An 18,683-nucleotide genomic window follows, 5' to 3' on the forward strand; every position below is an offset into this window, starting at 1 on the left:
TATAAATGAATGTATTTCAACAATTGTATAAAAGTATCTATTCCCCAAAAGACATTGCAACATTCCGCTTTCAGGGAATTGGCAAGACGATACGTTACGTTTTCTTACTGGCACTAATATCTATTTTACCAGTGGCTGTACAGTTTATTTCGTTTGCAACCAGTGCCATCGACAATGTAAGAGAATCAGTTGAAGCTGAATTTCCATCCTTTACAATCGAAAATGGTTCGTTATCTTCCGATCAATCAGAACCGATCACATTAGAAAAGGATGGCATTACTATCATCTTCGACAGTACAGGCGAACTCAAGGAAGAAAATCTTGACGCAAACGATGCGATAGCCTTTTTGGAAAAGAGTTTCGTAGTCATCAATCAAGGGAATGTCCAATCTTCTTCCTATAGTTTATTCGGCGATACAGCTCTTACAAAGGATGGCTTAATTGATCTATTAGATTCGTTAATAGATATGAAATGGATTCTCCTTCCCGTAGCGTTATTTTTTCTCTACTTATTCACTTCCGGAATGACGTTCTTGAAGATCACGCTCTTCGCCATAATCGGTGTTACGTTTGCCAATGTTCTTAAGCGAAATGTTAACTACCGGCAAAGCTTTCGGATCACCGCCTATTCAGCGACGGTTTCCACGTTATTTTTTACCCTAATGGAAATGCTGCAAACCTATATTCCTGCAGCCCCGATATTGGATTGGTTTGTAATCACCGTCATTCTTTACTTAGTCGTGAAAGAGATCCCCCAAAAGAGGATCCGGGCATAATTAAAATCCCTGTCTCACCCGGAGACAGGGATTTCCCTTTTACGTCATTTTTTATAGGAACTATTCAGCTCCATCCCTATAACTTGAATTGCCTGCTTAATTCCTTTAGTTGGTTAGAAGCATTCAATAGCTTTTCTCCTACTTCATGGGTATTCCTAACCTTTTCGTGCTGCTCTTCAAAGGCAGCAAGCATCTGCTCCGTTCCCGCTAACGTTTCTTGTGAAACGGAAGAAAACGCCTCTGTTGAAGCCTCAACCTTAGGGAGAGATATTTCTAAATAGCCCAAATCCGCCTTCATATTTTGTAAATCCGTCGTAACACCATCTATTTCATTTTTCAACAGATCAAACGATTCTCGTGTATCAGTGGCTTCTGATACGTAGTACTGAAACTCTTTGAAAAATTGATCGAATTGCCTTGAAGCTTTTAACGTGATTGACTCCATAATATGAATGGTTTCACTTATATTCTTCGTAGCAACTGATGATTGATCTGCAAGCTTCTTCACTTCATTGGCGACAACTGCAAATCCACGACCGGATTCACCGGCCCTTGCGGCTTCAATCGCAGCATTGAGGGCGAGGAGTTTCGTTTGTTCAGCAATTTGATTAATCAAGGAAATCACTGTGACGATGGAGGATGATTGATCATGGACTTCTTGAATGATCTTATTCATTTGCTTGAAGTCTCCGGATACCCTGTTCAACCCCCCAACCATTTTATCAACCTTGTACTCTCCGTCACCCGCAGATTCATTCATATCCTTTGTTTTCTCAAAGACAGAATTCATTTTCATAAATATGGATTTTACGGTCATATTCATTTCTTGGAAGTGGTTGACACTTACTTCGGAAGTACCTGCCGTTTCTTCTGCCCCCCCTTTCACCATTCGTACCGTTTCTACCATATACTCATTTTCTTTCAATAATTCAGATGAAGAGGTTTGAAGCTGTATACCTGTAGATGCTAAACTGTCTGTTGTTTGATGAATATTATGTATTAAGTCTTTCATTTTCACTACCATCGAATCAAAACTCTTTTGAAGGGAAACGATTTCCGGCATCGTCGTTTCGACAGGTATGTTGGAAGCCAGATCACCATCCCTTATTTTTTTCATCGATTCGCGCAATTGAGCGATCGGGGAGGTCAACCGGTTCACAAATAATAAGACAATGATAAAGGCAACCCCCACGCTAAGACCAATCATAACCAGTGTATAGGCAGCCATCGACCGAATGTCTTGCATATACTCTTCCTGAGGGACTACGATCACATATTCACCTTGCAGCTCTTGAATCGAATGAAAAGCCATCGTATAGGTTTCCCCCTCGATGGTTGTTTCGATGGTCCCCTTTTCAAGTTCTTCGATTTCTTCTATAAGAGGTTTCCCAAATTGCAATCCAGAATCTTTACTAACTGAAAATGGTACAGCTTCAGAATCTTTAATAAAATAGAATTGTGCTTCAATATTATCTTGGATCAACGCTGTATCCTGTTTCTTGATCACATCATTCAGTTTTTTCTCAAATTGTTCCTGTTTACCGACATAAATGAGCATCAAGCTTTGTGCAATATCACTCATCGAGGTCACTTCACGATCCAAACGCTGTTCCATTAGATGAATCGTAGCCTGTTTTGACTTTAAATAAGATATCCCTCCAATCGTAGAGCCAGTAATGACAACCAGGAGTAAAATGACGATCAATAATCGATTCTTTAATGTCAAACTCTTGGAAAAAGGAACAGTCATTTTCCTTTTTAGAACCCTTTTAATCCGCTGAGGCCATTCTCTTAAGAGGTTCAATATTTTCGACAAATTCATACACCCTTCCCTAATCTTTCCACATTTCATTTTCTCAAAGAAAGATGAAGGAAGTGTAAAGCTTGTGTAAAGGATTATTGAATTTTAGGCCGAAAGACCCCCTCCCTACGCTTGGACACAAGTATAAATAACATCAAGTTAAGAAGGGAAAATGCAAAGGTGATCAAATACATTTCCAACACATCGTCTTTCCAAAGGTTGTAAGCAATAGGTCCAAGTGCAACCCCACCGAACCTCACAGCTCCATAAATACTGACAATAAATCCCCTTTCATTCTCTGATACACTTCCAGTAATAAAGGTATTAATGACCGGCAGCATCAAGCCCAATCCCCCAAAGCTTACTGTAATAAAGAACATCAAAAACCCCAATGATGAAAAAAAGATCAGAAAGCCTAATGGGACCGACATCATTAACAACCCACATTTCATATACGTCCACCCCAGTTCCTCATCCGCCTTTAACCTCCCCCCACACCAGTAAGAGCTAATGGTCATCGCACCAAGTGGAAAGATAAATGTAAATCCCTTGAAAAAGCCATCAATATGAAAAGTATTTTCAATATGGTAGGAAAGGAAGAAGAGAATGCCGAATAATAAAAATAAGCCTATCCCTCCAATCGCATATAGTGGAAATAATAAGCGTCCCTTTGAAATAAAGATGGAGTACAGGTTCTTTTTATCAGCCTTGTGATAACCCTCTTTCGTTTCAACCGTTTCTCTGAGTCCTATTAATATCACCACGCACAAAACAGGAAACACCCAAAATGCATGATTCCAATGGACCAGGATAGCGAGTGTAGCACCAGTAAGTGGTGCGACTACCTTACCTATCCCATTAAACACTTCTAACGAGCCTAACATCCTTGAGCGCTCCTGTCCCTGAAATATGTCACCGATCAACGCCATGGCCAGAGGTGTCGTTCCAGCGGCACCCACACCTTGTAATCCTCGGCCGATCATGAAGAGACTAACAGGTTCATTCACTTCTCCGCTCACAACACAAAGTACACTTCCCAGAATCATTATCCATAGTGAAACAATGATTAATCGTATACGACCAAAGCGATCCGACAACATCCCCACAAACGGAATCACCACTGCTGCAGGTATGGTGAATGAGCTTAAGATAAAACCAGACCAGCTGCTATTCAAATGTAAATCCGCTTCAATACTCGGGAGAATGGGAATAAGCATAGAATTTCCCAGTACCATTAATATGGGCAGTAATCCGATTACCAGTTGGAGAAGCTTATTCGTCATGATTCGTAACCCCTTTATAGTCATATTCATTCTAAAAACCCGGGAGGAAAGTATATATGAAAAGAATGGCTATTTTCTTTGGTATTATCATTCTACTTTATAGTGTCTATTATGATTTAAATAAGGGAACCTTAAGTCTGCTTTATAAAGAATCCACTGCCGCAACCGCCCAGCCACAGGTTAATCAATCGTCTCCGACCGCACCACAGGAAACTGCTGGGGAAGCCTCCTCATCCATACCTTACGTGGAAATGGAGGTAAAGCCCGGTGATACAGTCTTAAGTCTTGTAGAAGATCTTCTTGATGATTCTATACCTGTTCCCATCGAACGTGTGATAACTGATTTCGAGGAATTAAATGATGTGCCGCCTGCAAAGATTCAAATTGGGAAAACCTACAAGATACCGAATTATCAATGATCCAGGCATGCAAAATACACCTATTTCTTGTCATTTTACACAAAACACTGTTACAATAGCTTCGTATTACTTTATAATGAATGTTTTTAGAACCTTTCTAAAGGAGCGAATTACACTTGAGTGAAATTATACATCGTTCAAAGACACGTCCGGTCAAAGTCGGAGATTTAACTATTGGCGGTAACAATGAACTTGTTATTCAAAGTATGACTACTACAAAGACACATGATGTTGAAGCAACGGTTAAAGAGATTCACCGTCTAGAAGAAGCAGGTTGTCAGGTTGTCCGTGTAGCTTGTCCAGATGAACGTGCAGCAGACGCGATAGCTGATATTAAGAAACAGATTAATATTCCACTTGTTGTCGATATACATTTTGACTATAAACTAGCCTTAAAAGCCATTGAAGGCGGAGCCGATAAAATCCGGATCAATCCAGGAAATATCGGTCGCCGTGAAAAAGTGGAAGCAGTTGTCAAAGCAGCGAAAGAAAAAGGGATCCCCATTCGAATCGGGGTAAATGCCGGAAGTTTGGAAAGAAAAATTCTTGAAAAGTACGGATACCCAACTGCTGACGGTATGGTAGAAAGTGCCCTCCATCACATCAAGATCCTGGAAGATTTAGATTTTCATGACATAATCGTTTCCATGAAGGCATCTGATGTAAACTTGGCCATCGAAGCATACACGAAAGCGGCTAAAGCATTTGATTACCCGCTTCACCTTGGAATCACTGAATCAGGTACATTATTTGCAGGAACAGTAAAGAGTGCAGCAGGGCTAGGGGCGATTCTAAGTCTTGGCATTGGTAATACACTGCGTATTTCCTTAAGTGCTGACCCTGTTGAAGAAGTGAAGGTAGCAAGAGAACTATTAAAGTCGTTTGGATTAGCTTCAAACGCTGCTACTTTAATCTCATGTCCGACATGCGGACGTATTGAAATCGACTTAATTTCAATAGCCAATGAAGTGGAAGAATACATTTCCACCATTAAAGCACCAATCAAAGTCGCTGTCCTTGGATGTGCAGTAAATGGACCAGGTGAAGCCAGAGAAGCCGATATCGGCATTGCCGGGGCTCGTGGTGAAGGACTGTTATTCCGAAAAGGTAAGACTGTCCGGAAAGTTCCTGAAGAGACGATGGTTGAGGAATTAAAGAAAGAAATCGACAAGATCGCAGAAGAATATTTTGCACAGCAAGAAGCAGAAAAGAAAGAACAAGAAGTCTAAATGCATGTAAAGAGGACTGATCTTTGATCAGTCCTCTTTTTTTATTTCTTGAAATGCTCCCAATTTCAAGAAAAAGCAATATTCTTAAAAGAACGGCAGTACAAATAATCCGATAATTATCGATACGGCCCCAATTCCGATTGCCCAGGCACCGAGCATTTCTGCTCCTCGTCTTCTTGCCACAAATCCAAGTACAATCCCCGCAGCACCCATGATTACAGGGAGAATAAATAAGGAAAGAATGGATAGAGCAAGTGCAGAGTAACCCAATACACGACCTGATGTTGTCGTATCTTCGGCGGTATCCTCTTCAAAGTCGCGGCTTACACTCATTGGAGCAGCAATTTCTGCTGCTGTTTCTTCACGGTATTCTTTACTCACATCTGTTTCCGGATTGTCGTAATACACGTCGATATCTTGTAGATTTCGATCAACGCTGTTTAATTCGCGTCGTTCATCATTCATACAGCAATCCCTCACTTTCTGTGTTTGGGAGCCTTCTTATTGTGTGTCACTCCGCTTTTTTTACTATGCTAATGTTTGTCATTTTTGTTAGCTTATTTTCACTTTTAAAACCATTTATTGCTTTTGAAAGGCTACTTTTCATAAAGTTTGTTGCGATTTTAAGGAAGAAAGTAGTAGTTGATTTCCGCTCCAGGATGCTCGCTTTCCGCGGGGCTGGAGTCGAGCCTCCTTCCGCTTCAATCAACTTTCTAAGCGGGTTTCTTTTAAAAGAAATAAATAAAATCAAAACCTTTTAGCAAACAATCTCTTTTGAGGTGAGTAGAATTTATCTCCTATTGGAGAAGAAACCTTTTTACTAATTAGATCGTTTTTTAACACCTTTAGCTCTGTCACGAAAACCTCTTAAAGATGGTGAGGGGAACTGCGTAGACTCCTGCGGAAGTACGGGCGTGCCGAGACCCCGGAAGCGAAGCTGAGGAGGCTTGGCCACACGCTAGCTACAAGCGAAGCAGTTCCCCTCACCATCCATCACACACTAATGGACAGAGCCAAATCAGAAATTATGTTAAAAGACAACAATCTTTTCGAAAAGAGTCTTTTGAAAACATCGTTTATCTACTGGTCAGAAATGTGATAAACTTGAAGGAGTTTTTATAAAGAGGAGCATGATAAAGAATGAAACGTTTTGGAATCGATATTGATGGGACAGTTACGTCACCTGAATCTTTACTGCCTCACATAAATGATTATTTTAAGTTAAATTTAACCTTACAAGACATCACCCAATACGAACTGACGGAAGTCCTGAATATTTCACCTCAAACGTTCGGGAAGTGGTTTAAGGAAGCGGAACCAACCATTTACAAAGAATCTCCCCTTGCTCCTGGCGCAAAGAAAATATTGGATCAATGGAAAGAAATACATGAGCTTTATTTCATAAGTGCAAGAAGATCCGATCTCATCCAATTAACTAAAGAATGGTTCAACACCCAGGATTTGATGTATCATCACATCGAATTAATTGGCTCACATGACAAAATTTCAACAGCAAAAAAACACGGTGTCGATATTTTCTTTGAGGATAAACATGATAATGCAGTAGCGATTTCTGAAGAACTATCGATTCCCGTTCTGTTATTTAACACACCATACAATCAACAACCGATCCCTAATGGAGTCATTCGCGTAAATGACTGGCAGGAAGCGAACTCCTGGGTTCAAACCTGGCTTCGAAATGAATCATAAGAATAAGCCTCTAATCAAAAGAGGCTTTCCCATTACTTATTAAATATTAAATACATCTTTAAATTGTTCCACCCGCTTCCGATTCACTTTAAAATCATAATATCCGAGTCGTGAACCTGACTTGATATGTAGAAGATGTGTACTTTCATCAATATAGAGTTCCAGGTCATCCTTGAATTTCAACCATTTTGATGTGAAAACCACATGCACATAATGTGACTTCTCTTCCTTGATCTCTACATGATTGAACTTGCTTAGGGTACTACGTATTCTCTCCTTCGTATCCTCTGTGCTTCCACTGATGGGAAGCGGTGCTATTCGATGATATGATGTGAGATCAATTGTGCTCACACAGTTTTTTTTATTCGTCGGGCAGTGAGTAAAAGGCACTGTTTCCATGGCTGCATCTCCTCTCAATTTCTTCCGTATAATGCATTTTTCCCCTCTTTTACCTTTACTTAAACTTTGGACATTTTAGTAAAAGAAAAAGACTTCCAAGAAAAACAAATTTATCATGAGTGGTAGTGTGAAAACATTGACCGTTCCTTTCCGCTCCAGGCACTTGCTTTCCGCGGGGAGGAAGTCGAGCCTCCTCGACGTTCCGTCTGTGGGGTCTCGACCTTTCCTCTATTTCCCGCAGGAGTCAAGTGCCTTCCGCTACAATCCACTCTGTGCTAATACAAAAAATAATTATTTCAATTATCAATCAAGCCTCAGGGTTCTATAAAGGCGTAAAATTTATTTAAAAAGGCTGTTTTCCAATTTAGTTAGTTTTTTGACACCTTTTAGCTCTGTCACGAAAACCTCTTAAAGATGGTGAGGGGAACTGCGTAGACTCCTGCGGAAGTAAGGGCGTGCCGAGACCCCGGAAGCGAAGCTGAGGAGGCTCGGCCGAACGTCCGCGGAAAGCGAAGCGGTTCCCCTCACCATCTAAGCACTCACTTGTTGACAGAGCAACAAGCAGATCTTAGTAATAAAACAACAAACTTTTCGAAAGGAGCCAAGAAAAAAGAGACCCTAAAAAGGATCTCTCTATTGACATTGAGGACATTTGCCATAAATTTCGAATTTATGACCGGATATATTATATCCTGTGTCCGTTAAATTTTCTTGTAATGCTTCCATTGGACATGTATGAATTTCTTTCGTTTTACCACAATCCATACAAATGAAGTGATGATGATGGTGATGACTTTCGCATGTAAATCGAAAATGTCTTTCCCCTGAGAGTTCAGTCTCTTCCAAGATTTCAAGTTCAACAAACAAGCTCAAATTACGGTAGATTGTATCAAAACTGAGCCCCGGGTAATCAGCTTTCATATTTTCCAAAACATCCCTGGCCGTCAAATATTTATTAGAGCTGGAGAACAATTCTAATAATTGCTCCCGTTTTCCTGTATGCTTATATCCTTTTGATTTTAACAGGTCCATTGCTTCCGTTACATTCATTTTCTACACCTCAACTTTAGAAGAATGACTCGATGATCTGATTTTTTTAATCACAATTGTAATGAGAAGGATTAAAATAGCCGTCATGACAATCGTACCACCTGGTGCAAGATTCAAATAGAAGGCACTGATCAATCCAACAATAACAGAAATTTCACCGAATAACAGTGAAAACCCTATCGTTTGTTTAAATCCATTGGCAATTCTTATACTTGCAGCAACCGGTAATGTCATCAGAGACGAAACGAGCAGGATCCCGACGATGCGCATGGAAGCGGCAATCACAAGTGCCACCATGACCATAAAGATAAAGTGTATCGCCTTAGCAGGGATACCTGATGCCTTTGCATGGTCTTCATCAAAGGATAGAAGAAACAATTCTTTATAAAGCAGGAAAATCACGCCTATGACAAGAACGCTGATTCCTCCAATCAGATACAAATCTCCTCTGCTGACTGCGCTGACACTTCCAAACAAATAACTAAATAAATCTGTATTAAAACCGTCTGCCAGCGAAATGAAGATGACCCCTATCCCGATTCCTCCAGATAGGATGATCGGTATCGCAAGCTCCTGATAATGCTTGTATAACATACGCAAACGTTCTATGAACAATGAGCCCATGACAGAGAATACCATTCCAAAGTAGAGTGGATTCAATCCCGAAAAAGCAGGCATTGTTTTACTTAAATACAGGCTCGCTGCAATACCTGACAGAGTGACGTGACTCAAGGCATCCGCAATTAAAGAAAGCCTCCTTACGACGATGAATGCTCCTAATAAGGGGGCGATGATTCCAATGAGAATCCCCGTTAGAAAAGCATTTTGTAGAAATTCATATTGAAAAATAGCTTGTAGCATTGTCTTCCCTCCAATCGATCATGAATGATGATGTTCATGTTCATGATTTAAAAAATGTACATCATGACCATAAAAAGAGGAAAGCTGATTTTCCTTTAGCTTCTCAAACTCTTCTGTTTTGCCATGGAAATGTAAATGTTTATTTAAACAAGCGACATGAGTCACTTTGTTCGAAATCGATCCTATATCATGAGTGACAAGTACGAGAGTAATCCCTAAATCTTTATTTAAGGTTTCTAACATATCATAGAAGTTTTGGACGTTTTGACTGTCCACCCCAACTGTCGGCTCATCTAGAATCAATACATCAGGCTGGCTGACGAGGGCCCGGGCAATGAACACCCTTTGCTGTTGTCCACCTGATAATTCTCCAATGTTACGTTTAGCGAATTGACTCATTCCAACTGATTCTATGGCACTATAAACATCTTGTTTGTATTTAGATGAAATCCTCTTGAACAAGCCTGCTTTTTTCGCTAATCCGCTCGCCACCACCTCATATACCGTGGCTGGAAAGCCTGTATTGAAGCTATTGGCCTTCTGGGAAACAAACCCTATGCGATCCCATTGTTTGAATTTATGCTGGGGGATCCCAAATAGCTCAATATTTCCTTGTTTTACTCGTAAAAGGCCAAGAACAAGCTTTAGTAATGTGGATTTACCTGAACCGTTAGGTCCGACAATCCCAAGGAATGCCCCTCTCGGAATGCTTAGGTTAATATCTTCGAGCACTCTTTCCCGCTCATATCTGAAATTCACATCTTCTATTTTTATAATGGGATTTGTAGTATCCATTTTAATCATCTCTCTTTATAAGAATCATTACGATTTAAAAGTACATAGGGTAGTATACATGATGAGTGCACAATTGTAAATCATTCATGCCCCAATACCATATAAAAGGACTGCTCAATTTGAGTGAGCAGTCCTTTATTGGTATGCTGCATCAATGAATCGCAGACTTAAATCGTGCACCCTTTGTTTCCTGTGTACTCATAATCGTAATGAAGGCATTGGGATCCACATCAGAAACGATGGATTTCAACTTTGTTACTTCAAGTCTGGTGACCACGACATAAATGACCTCTTTATCATTATCGGTGTATCCTCCACGACCCTTTAACATCGTTGTTCCCCTGCCAAGTCTCTTTAGGATTGCGTCGGATACATCAAGGTAATGGTCAGAAACAATGATTACAGCCTTCGTCTCATCCATTCCCTGAATCACCGTATCAATCGTCTTAAAGGCTATATAGTAGGTCATAACGGAATACATTGCTTCTTCAAGTCCGAAGACAAATGCTGCCCAGCCGAAAATGAAAATATTGATGAACATAACAAACTCCCCCACTGAAAACGGAAGCTTCTTCGTTAAAAGGATACCCAGGATTTCAGTTCCATCCAGAGATCCACCATGGCGTATCACCAGGCCGACCCCAACTCCAAGAGTCAATCCTCCAAAGACAGTGGCTAACACTTTCTCTGTTACAAACGGATCAATATGGTGTAAAAGGCTTTCAATACCTGCCAGTGCGATAATGGCAAACAGAGAAGAAACGACAAAGGTTTTCCCGATATGTTTATACCCGTAATACATGAATGGGAGATTAAGGAGAACAAGCAGGGTCGCAAAGTTTACAAATGGAATGGTGTCTGAAACTAGATAATCCAATATCAGCGAAACACCAATTATTCCACCATCGATGATATTATTTGGAACAAGGAACAACTCAATGGATATTGCAGCTAAGGCTGCTCCAATCGTTATAAAGATCAATCGGTAAATAAAATGAAGGGGACTTTCTTTTTTATGTACTCTTTGGGTCATCGGCAATTCCTTTCCTTTCACTTTATTTTCTTATAAAAATGTCACTTTCTGAACACGAGTTACATATGTATCTGTTGAGGAGTGATAAACATGAAGTTATTACAAAACGTGATTAATCACAAAATCAACAATATCACAAATGAAGAATTATTAAAGTACGCCAATCAATATAACATTTCTTTGACGTCCCAGCAGGCAACAAGCATCGTCGCCAGTGTTAAAGGAAAGAACATCAATATTTTTGATGACAAGAAACGCAGTAAATTGGTGAAGGACTTAGCCAGGATCATAGGTCCTTCCAAGGCAAAGGAAATCAACCAACTCTTTTTGCAGCTCATCAGATAGTAAAAGAAGAGGAGGCGTCCCTATTGATGAGAGATGACCTCCTCTATTGCCTTTTTTTATTGATTCAGTATTTTGGTTAATACATCTTCATCGAATGTTTGACTACGCAGCATATCAATTTCGAACTTGTAAGGAGGTTTTTTATTTTTCTTATCTTCCCCTACATATGGTGTTTCCAGAATCTTAGGTACCTCTTTCAGTTGTGGATGATGAACAATATAGTTCAGTGCTTTAAATCCGATATGTCCGAATCCAAGATTTTCATGGCGATCTTTACTGGCTCCACGTTCATTCTTACTATCGTTAATGTGTAGAACCTTTAAGCGATCAATTCCGACAATCTTATCGAATTCTTCCAAGACTCCATCGAAATCTTCCACAATATTATATCCTGCATCATGGGTATGACAAGTATCGAAGCAAACAGAAAGGCGGTCATTCAGTTCTACTCCATTGATGATTTGAGCTAATTCCTCAAAAGATCTTCCACATTCAGAACCCTTCCCTGCCATTGTTTCCAATGCAATTTGCACTTTATGGTCTTTTGTTAACACTTCATTCAGACCTTCTATGATCTTATCGATTCCCTTATCAGCTCCTGCACCTACGTGAGCACCCGGGTGAAGCACAATCTGCCCCGCTCCCAGAGCTTCTGTGCGCTCGATTTCAGAACGGAGGAAATTGACACCCAATTCAAATGTAGCAGGGTTCGTCGTATTTCCTATGTTGATGATATAGGGAGCATGAACAACTATGTCCTCTATCCCATTTTCTTTCATGTGAGCGATACCCGCTTCAATATTTAAGTCTTCGATCTTTTTTCTTCTCGTATTTTGAGGTGCACCTGTATAAATCATAAATGTATTCGCTCCATAAGAAACGGCTTCCTCACTGGAAGCTAATAGCATTTTTTTACCACTCATTGAAACATGGGATCCAATCTTAACCATTCTTCTCAACTCCTAAGAAAATCTCTCTATATTGTATCGAATGTGTACAAATGAATCACGTTAGAACATTTATTTATTTCTGTTTTTGATTCTTCTTTCCCGCTTTTTGATTTGATCCATTTTGTATTTCATTTTCTTCTTATAGCCCGGCTTAACTGTTTTTGGTTTTCGAACCATTGATTTTGCTTTTTCATCAATCTCATCAACATTCGTTTTTTGACGGTTCTTACGTTTGTTAAGGGGTGGTAACTCAGACCATTCCCCTTTTTTAATGTCATGATGAGCAAAGCTGATTCCGAGTTTCTCCAGACGATTCAATGCATCTTCATCGGATGGTGTATAAATGGTGTATGCAATACCACTGTTTCCTGCACGTGCCGTCCGCCCGGAGCGATGAACATAGAAATCGAGATCTTGTGGCAGTTCGAAGTTAATGATATGACTCACACCTTCAATATCAATCCCTCTTGCCGCTAAATCTGTCGCTACGATGTACTGATAATCCAGGTTTCTGATTTGTTTCATCATTTTCTTACGTTCACGTGGAGAAAGATCTCCGTGAATCCGTCCAACCTTTAATCCTTTTGCAATTAGAGCATCCGCTACTTCATCTGCTTTTTGTTTTGTATTGGTGAAGACAATACCTAAATATGGATTAATTTCCACTAAGATATTGTACAGCAGGTTGATTTTATCGCGACTCTTCAGAGGGACGATCACATGTTGGATATTCTTTGCCGATAGCTGCTCGGGCTCAACATGTGCATATTGTGGATTTTCCATATACTTTTTCAAGAATGGCTTCAGTTTCTCTGGAATCGTCGCAGAGAATACAAGCATTTGTAATTTTTCTGGCATCTTAGCTGCAATCTGATCCACGTCTTCAATGAATCCCATATCAAGCATCAGATCCGCTTCATCAATCACCAGTAAACTGGCAGTATGAACAAATAAGGCTTGATCCTTCACTAAATCATTGATCCGGCCGGGAGTACCAACCACAATATGAGGCTGGTGTTTTAATTTCTCAATCGTTCTCTGCTTGTCCGTTCCACCAATAAAGCAGCGGGAAACAATGTTGCTATCCTTCGTGATCTTTAGTACTTCTTGATAAATCTGTTGTGCAAGTTCTCGGGTCGGTGCGGTAATAACTGCCTGTACCTGTTCAGAATCTGCAGTCACCTTCTCAATGATCGGCAATAGATATGAATGTGTTTTTCCCGTTCCTGTCTGGGATTGACCTATCGCACTCTGACCTTTTAAAATCAGTGGGATCATTTTTTTTTGAATTTCTGTTGGTTCATAGAAACCCAGTTCTTCTACAGCTTCATTAATGAAAGACTGGAATCCGAATTGTAGAAATAAATTCTTTTTCATTCTTTACATCTCCTTTTATCAAAATATCCTTTTATTTACGCTGTCATCGGGATGGATGTCTCTCGTACACATCATCACCATAGATATATATAAAATTTACGGATCACTTTATCAACACGAGTGATTTTATCTTAACGTAACAGTTTAGTAAGCGTCATATTTAAAGAACATCTAACCATTATAATATTTTTTTGGCAAAACATCTAGTTCATACTTATTTTAATTTGAGATGATATTGTATGAATACCCTTTTTTCACCTATTGCATACTCTATACTGACGAGGAATTTATTCGAATGAAAGGAGGCTGTCATTATGCCGCCTAGAAGAATGAGGAATCAAGGTCAGGATATGCGAAATCCTTTCGGGATGAGACAGCAGCAGGGATTCAATGGGTTCGGAATGCAGCAGCCTAGAAGGAATGGCTTTGGACTGAGGCAGACGCAGGGGCAGACGCAGGGGCAGACGCAGCCACCTCCGTTTCAATTTGGAGGACAACGACAAAATCAAGGTTTCAATATAGGGATGAACCAGAGAGGAAGAAGCAGAGGGACAGGTAAAGGTGGTTTATTGTCTAAGCTTCTTAAAAAGGGAGATAATCAGAATACAGGCGGAGGATTATTACAACAATTTTCCAGAGGGGACTCATCTTCCAACACGACCGGCTTTGAACGATCTCCCCAGGCAGCCGGCGGAATCCTCCAGAGCTTATTGAACCCCGGTAATGTGAATTCATTTTTATCCAATACACAGCAAATGCTCCAGACCGCTCAACAGCTGGGTCCGATGTTCCAACAATATGGACCTATGGTGAAAAATATCCCGGCACTATGGAAGTTATATCGTGGATTCAAAGATATGTCTGCTGATGATGCGTCCGACGACGGGAATAGCGAAGAAAAAAATGCGGATATCGACATCCCTGAAGTCGAATCCACCGTAAAGAAAAAAAAGAAGAAGAAACAACCCGTAGAAATCTCAGAGGATATTGAAGGTCTTGAAGATATCCAGGCACCATCTAAGTCTAAATCAGGATCAAAACCCAAACTGTATATTTAAGGCCGGGATCCCTAAAGGTACTGAATCACCTGTTTAGGGATTTTTTTATTTGGCTCTTTTCGCAAAGATTGATGTTTTCTAACATAGAATCTCCCTCACCATCTTTAATGGAATTTTCATGACAGAGCTTCAAGGTGTGCAACAAAACAATGTAACTAGAAAATAAATTCTTCTTTCTTAAAAGGAAAATCAATTTCTACTTATCTTTAATAAGATTGTTTGCTAAAATTCTTGTTTTAATTGTTTTCTATTAAGGATACATGCTCAGAAAGTTGTTTGGAGCGGAAGGAGGCTCGACTCCTGCGGGAATAGCTGGACAGTACGAAAAGCGGAGGGGCTTTGCCTAGGGGCGACAAGCATAAGTCGAGTCTGCCGGAAAGGCGCTCTTTGTCTTTTTGGCAGACTCGGCTTATGACCTCGAGCCCCTAAGCCCCGTAGCTGGTCAGCTGAGACCCCGGAGGCGCAGCCGAGGAGGCTCACCGCCAGCCCCGCGGAAAGCGAGCATCCTGTAGCGGAAATCAACTATAACTTTCTCCTCTACAATAGCAACAAACTTTACGAAAAGAGCCTTTTATTAAAGGCCGCTAAGAAGGCAGTTCGATAGGGAAAGGTTCATATGATTATCGTTCTCTTTGTCAGGAAGACCATTCTCCTTTATAATGAAGACAAAACCTTTTCTCATGTAGGAGGATATTCATAGATGGAAATTATTAAGATTACACCGAGAGGCTATTGTTACGGGGTTGTAGATGCAATGGTCATTGCAAGAAACGCCGCATTAGACAAATCGCTTCCTCGTCCAATTTATATTTTAGGCATGATCGTTCACAACAAGCACGTCACTGACGCATTCGAAGAAGACGGGATCATTACCCTGGATGGCAGCAACAGAAAAGAAATCATCGAACAAGTAAATGAAGGAACGGTGATCTTCACCGCTCATGGAGTCTCTCCTGAAGTGAAAGAAATAGCCAAACAAAAAGGACTTGTCACACTGGACGCAACTTGTCCTGATGTAACGAAAACACATGATCTGATTCGCGCTAAAGAAGCGGAAGGTTACGACGTGATCTATATCGGTAAAAAAGGACATCCAGAGCCTGAAGGAGCTGTCGGGGTTGCACCTGAGATCGTTCATCTCGTGGAAACAGCTGAAGATGTAGAAAAACTTTCTATTGATAACGAAAAAATCATTGTGACCAACCAAACGACGATGAGTCAATGGGACGTATTGGATACGATGGATAAAGTAAAGGAAATGTATCCTCACGTTGAACTGCATAAAGAAATTTGCCTGGCTACCCAGGTTCGTCAAGAAGCAGTTGCTGAACAAGCTGGAGATGCAGATGTTCTCATCGTCGTAGGAGATCCAAAAAGTAATAACTCCAACCGCCTTGCTCAAGTATCAAAGGATATCGCAGGTACTCCTGCACATCGCATCTCAGACATTGGTGAATTGGATATAGAATGGATTAAAGATGCGGGCGTCGTTGCGGTAACAGCCGGTGCATCCACTCCTACTCCAATCGTAAAAGAAGTCATTAAATTCCTTGAAGCTTTTAATCCAAATGATGAATCCACTTGGACAAGAGAGCGAAATGTTCCATTAAATAAAATTCTCCCTAAAGTACGAAAAGCTAAGTTGGGAACAAAATAAAGTGAAAGGCCCCTTAGAATTTCTAAGGGGCCTTTCATCTTTACATATAAGTAAATGGGTTGGTTTCAGCTTTTGACGCGAATATATTGACGATATACCCTTTTTCAGAGGATTTTTTCGCTAAATAACTGGCCACTCCATCCTTCATGACCTTTTCGATGTGATGACCTGCATCAACTACATTCAGCCCCATCATCATGGCATCGTGGGCGGTGTGGTAATAGATATCTCCTGAAACGAATACATCCGCTCCCTGTCTTTTCGCTTTTCCGATAAACTTATTTCCATCTCCGCCAAGCACCGCTACTTTCTTCACTTTCGCTTCTCCATCCCCGATGACTCTGATTCCGTCCATACCAAATGTTTCTTTCACAACTAAGGCAAATTCCTTAAGACTCATCTCATCTTGTAAATGTCCGATTCTACCTAAACCTAAAGCGGGTGATCCGTTTTTGAGGGAATAGATATCATAGGCAACTTCTTCATAAGGATGATGGGTAAACATGGCTTTCAACACTTTTCTCTCTGAAGAAGCAGGATAAACCGTCTCCACTTTCTCTTCTGCTACTTCCTCAAGGGAGCCTTGCTTCCCGATTTGAGGGTTCGTGCCTTCCTCAGGGAAGAATCTCCCCTTTCCTTCAGTCGAAAAGCTGCAATGTGAGTAGTTACCGATGTGCCCGGCTCCCGCATTACCGAGGGCCGTTCGAAGTTCCTTTGCATTTTCTTTTGGCACATAAACGACCAATTTACGGAGCTCCTCTTGGTGAGTAGGGACGAGTACAGACGTATCCTGCAAATGCAGCATGTCGGACAGAAGGTCATTCACTCCCCCTGTCGCCACATCAAGATTCGTATGGGCCGCATACACGGCAATATCATGCTTGATTAACTTCTCGATCATCCGTCCTTGATACGTGTCAGTTTGCAGGGACTTTAGTGGACGAAAAAGCGGTGGGTGGTGAGCAATGATTAATTTCACGTTGTTTTTGATTGCTTCATCCACCACATTCTCCAATACATCCAGGGTGATCATCACATTTTCAACCTTTTCGTTCAACTTACCAATTTGAAGACCAATCGGATCCCCTTCTTCTGCTAAATATTTTGGTGAAAATTGCTCAAACAGCTGAATGATCTCATGGCCGTTTACTGTCTTCATAGGATAAGAACCTCCTCCACCATTTTTATTTTTTGAATGAGTTCCCGTTTTCGTTCTTCCAACGCATCCGTCTTTTCTGCTTTTTCCATGTTATTCAATATATTCTTCCATTGATGAAGCTCCTGATTCCATTTTTTCAAAAATGCATCGTTACGCTCCTTCATCAAAAGTGGACCGAGGAGCAACTCTTTTTCAAGCTCACCAGAGTAGTGGCGTCTCGGGTTTCCTTTCTCCGCCACTAGAATTTCATATACCTTATCATCTTCTTCAAGAATTTCTTCCCCTATTAAGTCCCATTCATTGTCCATAAGCCACGTCCGGATGGACCTTGCACTCACATTAGGCTGAAGGACCAACCTGGGTTGATTGATCAGCTTTGCTTTACCCGCCTCCAGGATAGAGGCAATCAATGTGCCCCCCATTCCGGCAATCGTAATACAATCCACTTCACCTGGAGAAATCACTTCCAGGCCATTCCCTAATCTTACTTCGACCTCTTGAGTTAATTCGGCATCTTCCACTTGTTTCTTGGCAGAAAGATATGGCCCTTTCACTACTTCTCCTGCGATGGCAGAGGCCGCAATGCCTTTATTGACGGCATAGCACGGTAAGTATGCATGATCCGAACCGATATCAGCGATTTTCGATTGCTTGGGTATGTATGAAACAACTGTTTCTAGTCGTTTTGATAACTGTTGAATATTCATTCGTTCACCTTTAATCATTTTTATTGGGTAAATCATATACGATAATCATTCTAACCAACTTTACACGATAAAAA

Annotated in this window: 19 protein-coding genes; 7 read left to right on the plus strand and 12 right to left on the minus strand. The window is 40.7% G+C overall.

Features of this window, described 5'->3' with window-relative positions; translation table 11 throughout:
- Window positions 1–5: 5 nt before the first annotated feature.
- Window positions 6–776: a DUF1189 domain-containing protein gene (locus FZC88_RS16800; protein ID WP_148995735.1), complete on the plus strand. Its 771-nt coding sequence runs from the start codon at window positions 6–8 to the stop codon at window positions 774–776.
- 76 nt (window positions 777–852) lie between these two features.
- Here the strand turns inward: FZC88_RS16800 and FZC88_RS16805 are convergent, their stop codons facing one another.
- Entirely contained in the window at window positions 853–2,592 is a 1,740-nt protein-coding gene (locus tag FZC88_RS16805; RefSeq protein WP_187443671.1) for a methyl-accepting chemotaxis protein, read from the minus strand.
- An 80-nt stretch (window positions 2,593–2,672) separates the two neighbouring features.
- The gene (locus FZC88_RS16810) at window positions 2,673–3,860 is read right to left on the minus strand and encodes an MFS transporter (RefSeq protein ID WP_187443672.1); all 1,188 of its coding nucleotides are present in this window, start codon (window positions 3,858–3,860) and stop codon (window positions 2,673–2,675) included.
- 56 nt (window positions 3,861–3,916) lie between these two features.
- On the opposite strand from FZC88_RS16810, the gene FZC88_RS16815 reads away from it, so the two are divergent.
- Window positions 3,917–4,279, plus strand: coding sequence for a hypothetical protein (locus tag FZC88_RS16815; RefSeq protein WP_148995738.1), 363 nt, complete (start codon window positions 3,917–3,919; stop codon window positions 4,277–4,279).
- 125 nt (window positions 4,280–4,404) lie between these two features.
- A complete protein-coding gene (gene ispG, locus FZC88_RS16820) occupies window positions 4,405–5,508 on the plus strand; it encodes a flavodoxin-dependent (E)-4-hydroxy-3-methylbut-2-enyl-diphosphate synthase (protein WP_187443688.1) in 1,104 nt (367 codons plus the stop codon).
- Window positions 5,509–5,592: 84 nt separating this feature from the next.
- On the opposite strand, the gene FZC88_RS16825 is transcribed toward ispG, so the two are convergent.
- On the minus strand, window positions 5,593–5,973 hold the full coding sequence (locus tag FZC88_RS16825; RefSeq protein ID WP_148969695.1) for a DUF4190 domain-containing protein: 381 nt from the start codon (window positions 5,971–5,973) through the stop codon (window positions 5,593–5,595).
- A 675-nt stretch (window positions 5,974–6,648) separates the two neighbouring features.
- On the opposite strand from FZC88_RS16825, the gene FZC88_RS16830 reads away from it, so the two are divergent.
- Window positions 6,649–7,218 carry a hypothetical protein gene (locus FZC88_RS16830; RefSeq protein ID WP_148969696.1) on the plus strand — a complete coding sequence of 190 codons (570 nt, stop codon included), beginning with the start codon at window positions 6,649–6,651 and terminating at the stop codon, window positions 7,216–7,218.
- 39 nt (window positions 7,219–7,257) lie between these two features.
- On the opposite strand, the gene FZC88_RS16835 is transcribed toward FZC88_RS16830, so the two are convergent.
- From FZC88_RS16835 to FZC88_RS16855, 5 genes are all read right to left on the minus strand, one after another.
- Complete coding sequence (locus FZC88_RS16835; protein WP_148995739.1) at window positions 7,258–7,617, minus strand: DUF1499 domain-containing protein; 360 nt, start codon at window positions 7,615–7,617, stop codon at window positions 7,258–7,260.
- Between the two features lie 633 nt (window positions 7,618–8,250).
- The gene (locus FZC88_RS16840; RefSeq protein WP_148995740.1) at window positions 8,251–8,667 is read right to left on the minus strand and encodes a Fur family transcriptional regulator; all 417 of its coding nucleotides are present in this window, start codon (window positions 8,665–8,667) and stop codon (window positions 8,251–8,253) included.
- Window positions 8,668–8,670: 3 nt separating this feature from the next.
- Complete coding sequence (locus tag FZC88_RS16845; RefSeq protein WP_148969699.1) at window positions 8,671–9,528, minus strand: metal ABC transporter permease; 858 nt, start codon at window positions 9,526–9,528, stop codon at window positions 8,671–8,673.
- Between the two features lie 18 nt (window positions 9,529–9,546).
- Window positions 9,547–10,323, minus strand: a complete 777-nt coding sequence (locus FZC88_RS16850) for a metal ABC transporter ATP-binding protein (protein ID WP_148969700.1) — start codon at window positions 10,321–10,323, stop codon at window positions 9,547–9,549.
- 151 nt (window positions 10,324–10,474) lie between these two features.
- Complete coding sequence (locus tag FZC88_RS16855) at window positions 10,475–11,356, minus strand: YitT family protein (RefSeq protein WP_148995741.1); 882 nt, start codon at window positions 11,354–11,356, stop codon at window positions 10,475–10,477.
- A gap of 90 nt (window positions 11,357–11,446) precedes the next feature.
- Between FZC88_RS16855 and FZC88_RS16860 the strand changes: the two genes are divergently transcribed.
- The gene (locus FZC88_RS16860) at window positions 11,447–11,701 is read left to right on the plus strand and encodes a DUF2624 domain-containing protein (protein ID WP_148969702.1); all 255 of its coding nucleotides are present in this window, start codon (window positions 11,447–11,449) and stop codon (window positions 11,699–11,701) included.
- A gap of 56 nt (window positions 11,702–11,757) precedes the next feature.
- Here FZC88_RS16860 and FZC88_RS16865 read toward each other — a convergent pair whose 3' ends face one another.
- Window positions 11,758–12,651, minus strand: coding sequence for a deoxyribonuclease IV (locus FZC88_RS16865; protein ID WP_148995742.1), 894 nt, complete (start codon window positions 12,649–12,651; stop codon window positions 11,758–11,760).
- Between the two features lie 69 nt (window positions 12,652–12,720).
- Window positions 12,721–14,028, minus strand: coding sequence for a DEAD/DEAH box helicase (locus FZC88_RS16870; RefSeq protein WP_148969704.1), 1,308 nt, complete (start codon window positions 14,026–14,028; stop codon window positions 12,721–12,723).
- A 314-nt stretch (window positions 14,029–14,342) separates the two neighbouring features.
- Between FZC88_RS16870 and FZC88_RS16875 the strand changes: the two genes are divergently transcribed.
- Window positions 14,343–15,086 (plus strand): YqfQ family protein, encoded by a 744-nt coding sequence (locus FZC88_RS16875; RefSeq protein ID WP_262371897.1) that lies wholly within the window; start codon window positions 14,343–14,345, stop codon window positions 15,084–15,086.
- A gap of 700 nt (window positions 15,087–15,786) precedes the next feature.
- Complete coding sequence (locus FZC88_RS16880) at window positions 15,787–16,743, plus strand: 4-hydroxy-3-methylbut-2-enyl diphosphate reductase (RefSeq protein ID WP_148995743.1); 957 nt, start codon at window positions 15,787–15,789, stop codon at window positions 16,741–16,743.
- Window positions 16,744–16,783: 40 nt separating this feature from the next.
- Here the strand turns inward: FZC88_RS16880 and FZC88_RS16885 are convergent, their stop codons facing one another.
- On the minus strand, window positions 16,784–17,902 hold the full coding sequence (locus FZC88_RS16885; protein WP_148995744.1) for a Nif3-like dinuclear metal center hexameric protein: 1,119 nt from the start codon (window positions 17,900–17,902) through the stop codon (window positions 16,784–16,786).
- Window positions 17,899–18,609: a tRNA (adenine(22)-N(1))-methyltransferase gene (locus tag FZC88_RS16890; RefSeq protein ID WP_148995745.1), complete on the minus strand. Its 711-nt coding sequence runs from the start codon at window positions 18,607–18,609 to the stop codon at window positions 17,899–17,901. The genes FZC88_RS16885 and FZC88_RS16890 overlap by 4 nt, the downstream gene beginning before the upstream one ends.
- Window positions 18,610–18,683 lie beyond the last annotated feature (74 nt).

The organism is Rossellomorea aquimaris (genome assembly GCF_008180865.1).
GTDB classification, from domain to species: domain Bacteria; phylum Bacillota; class Bacilli; order Bacillales; family Bacillaceae_B; genus Rossellomorea; species Rossellomorea yichunensis.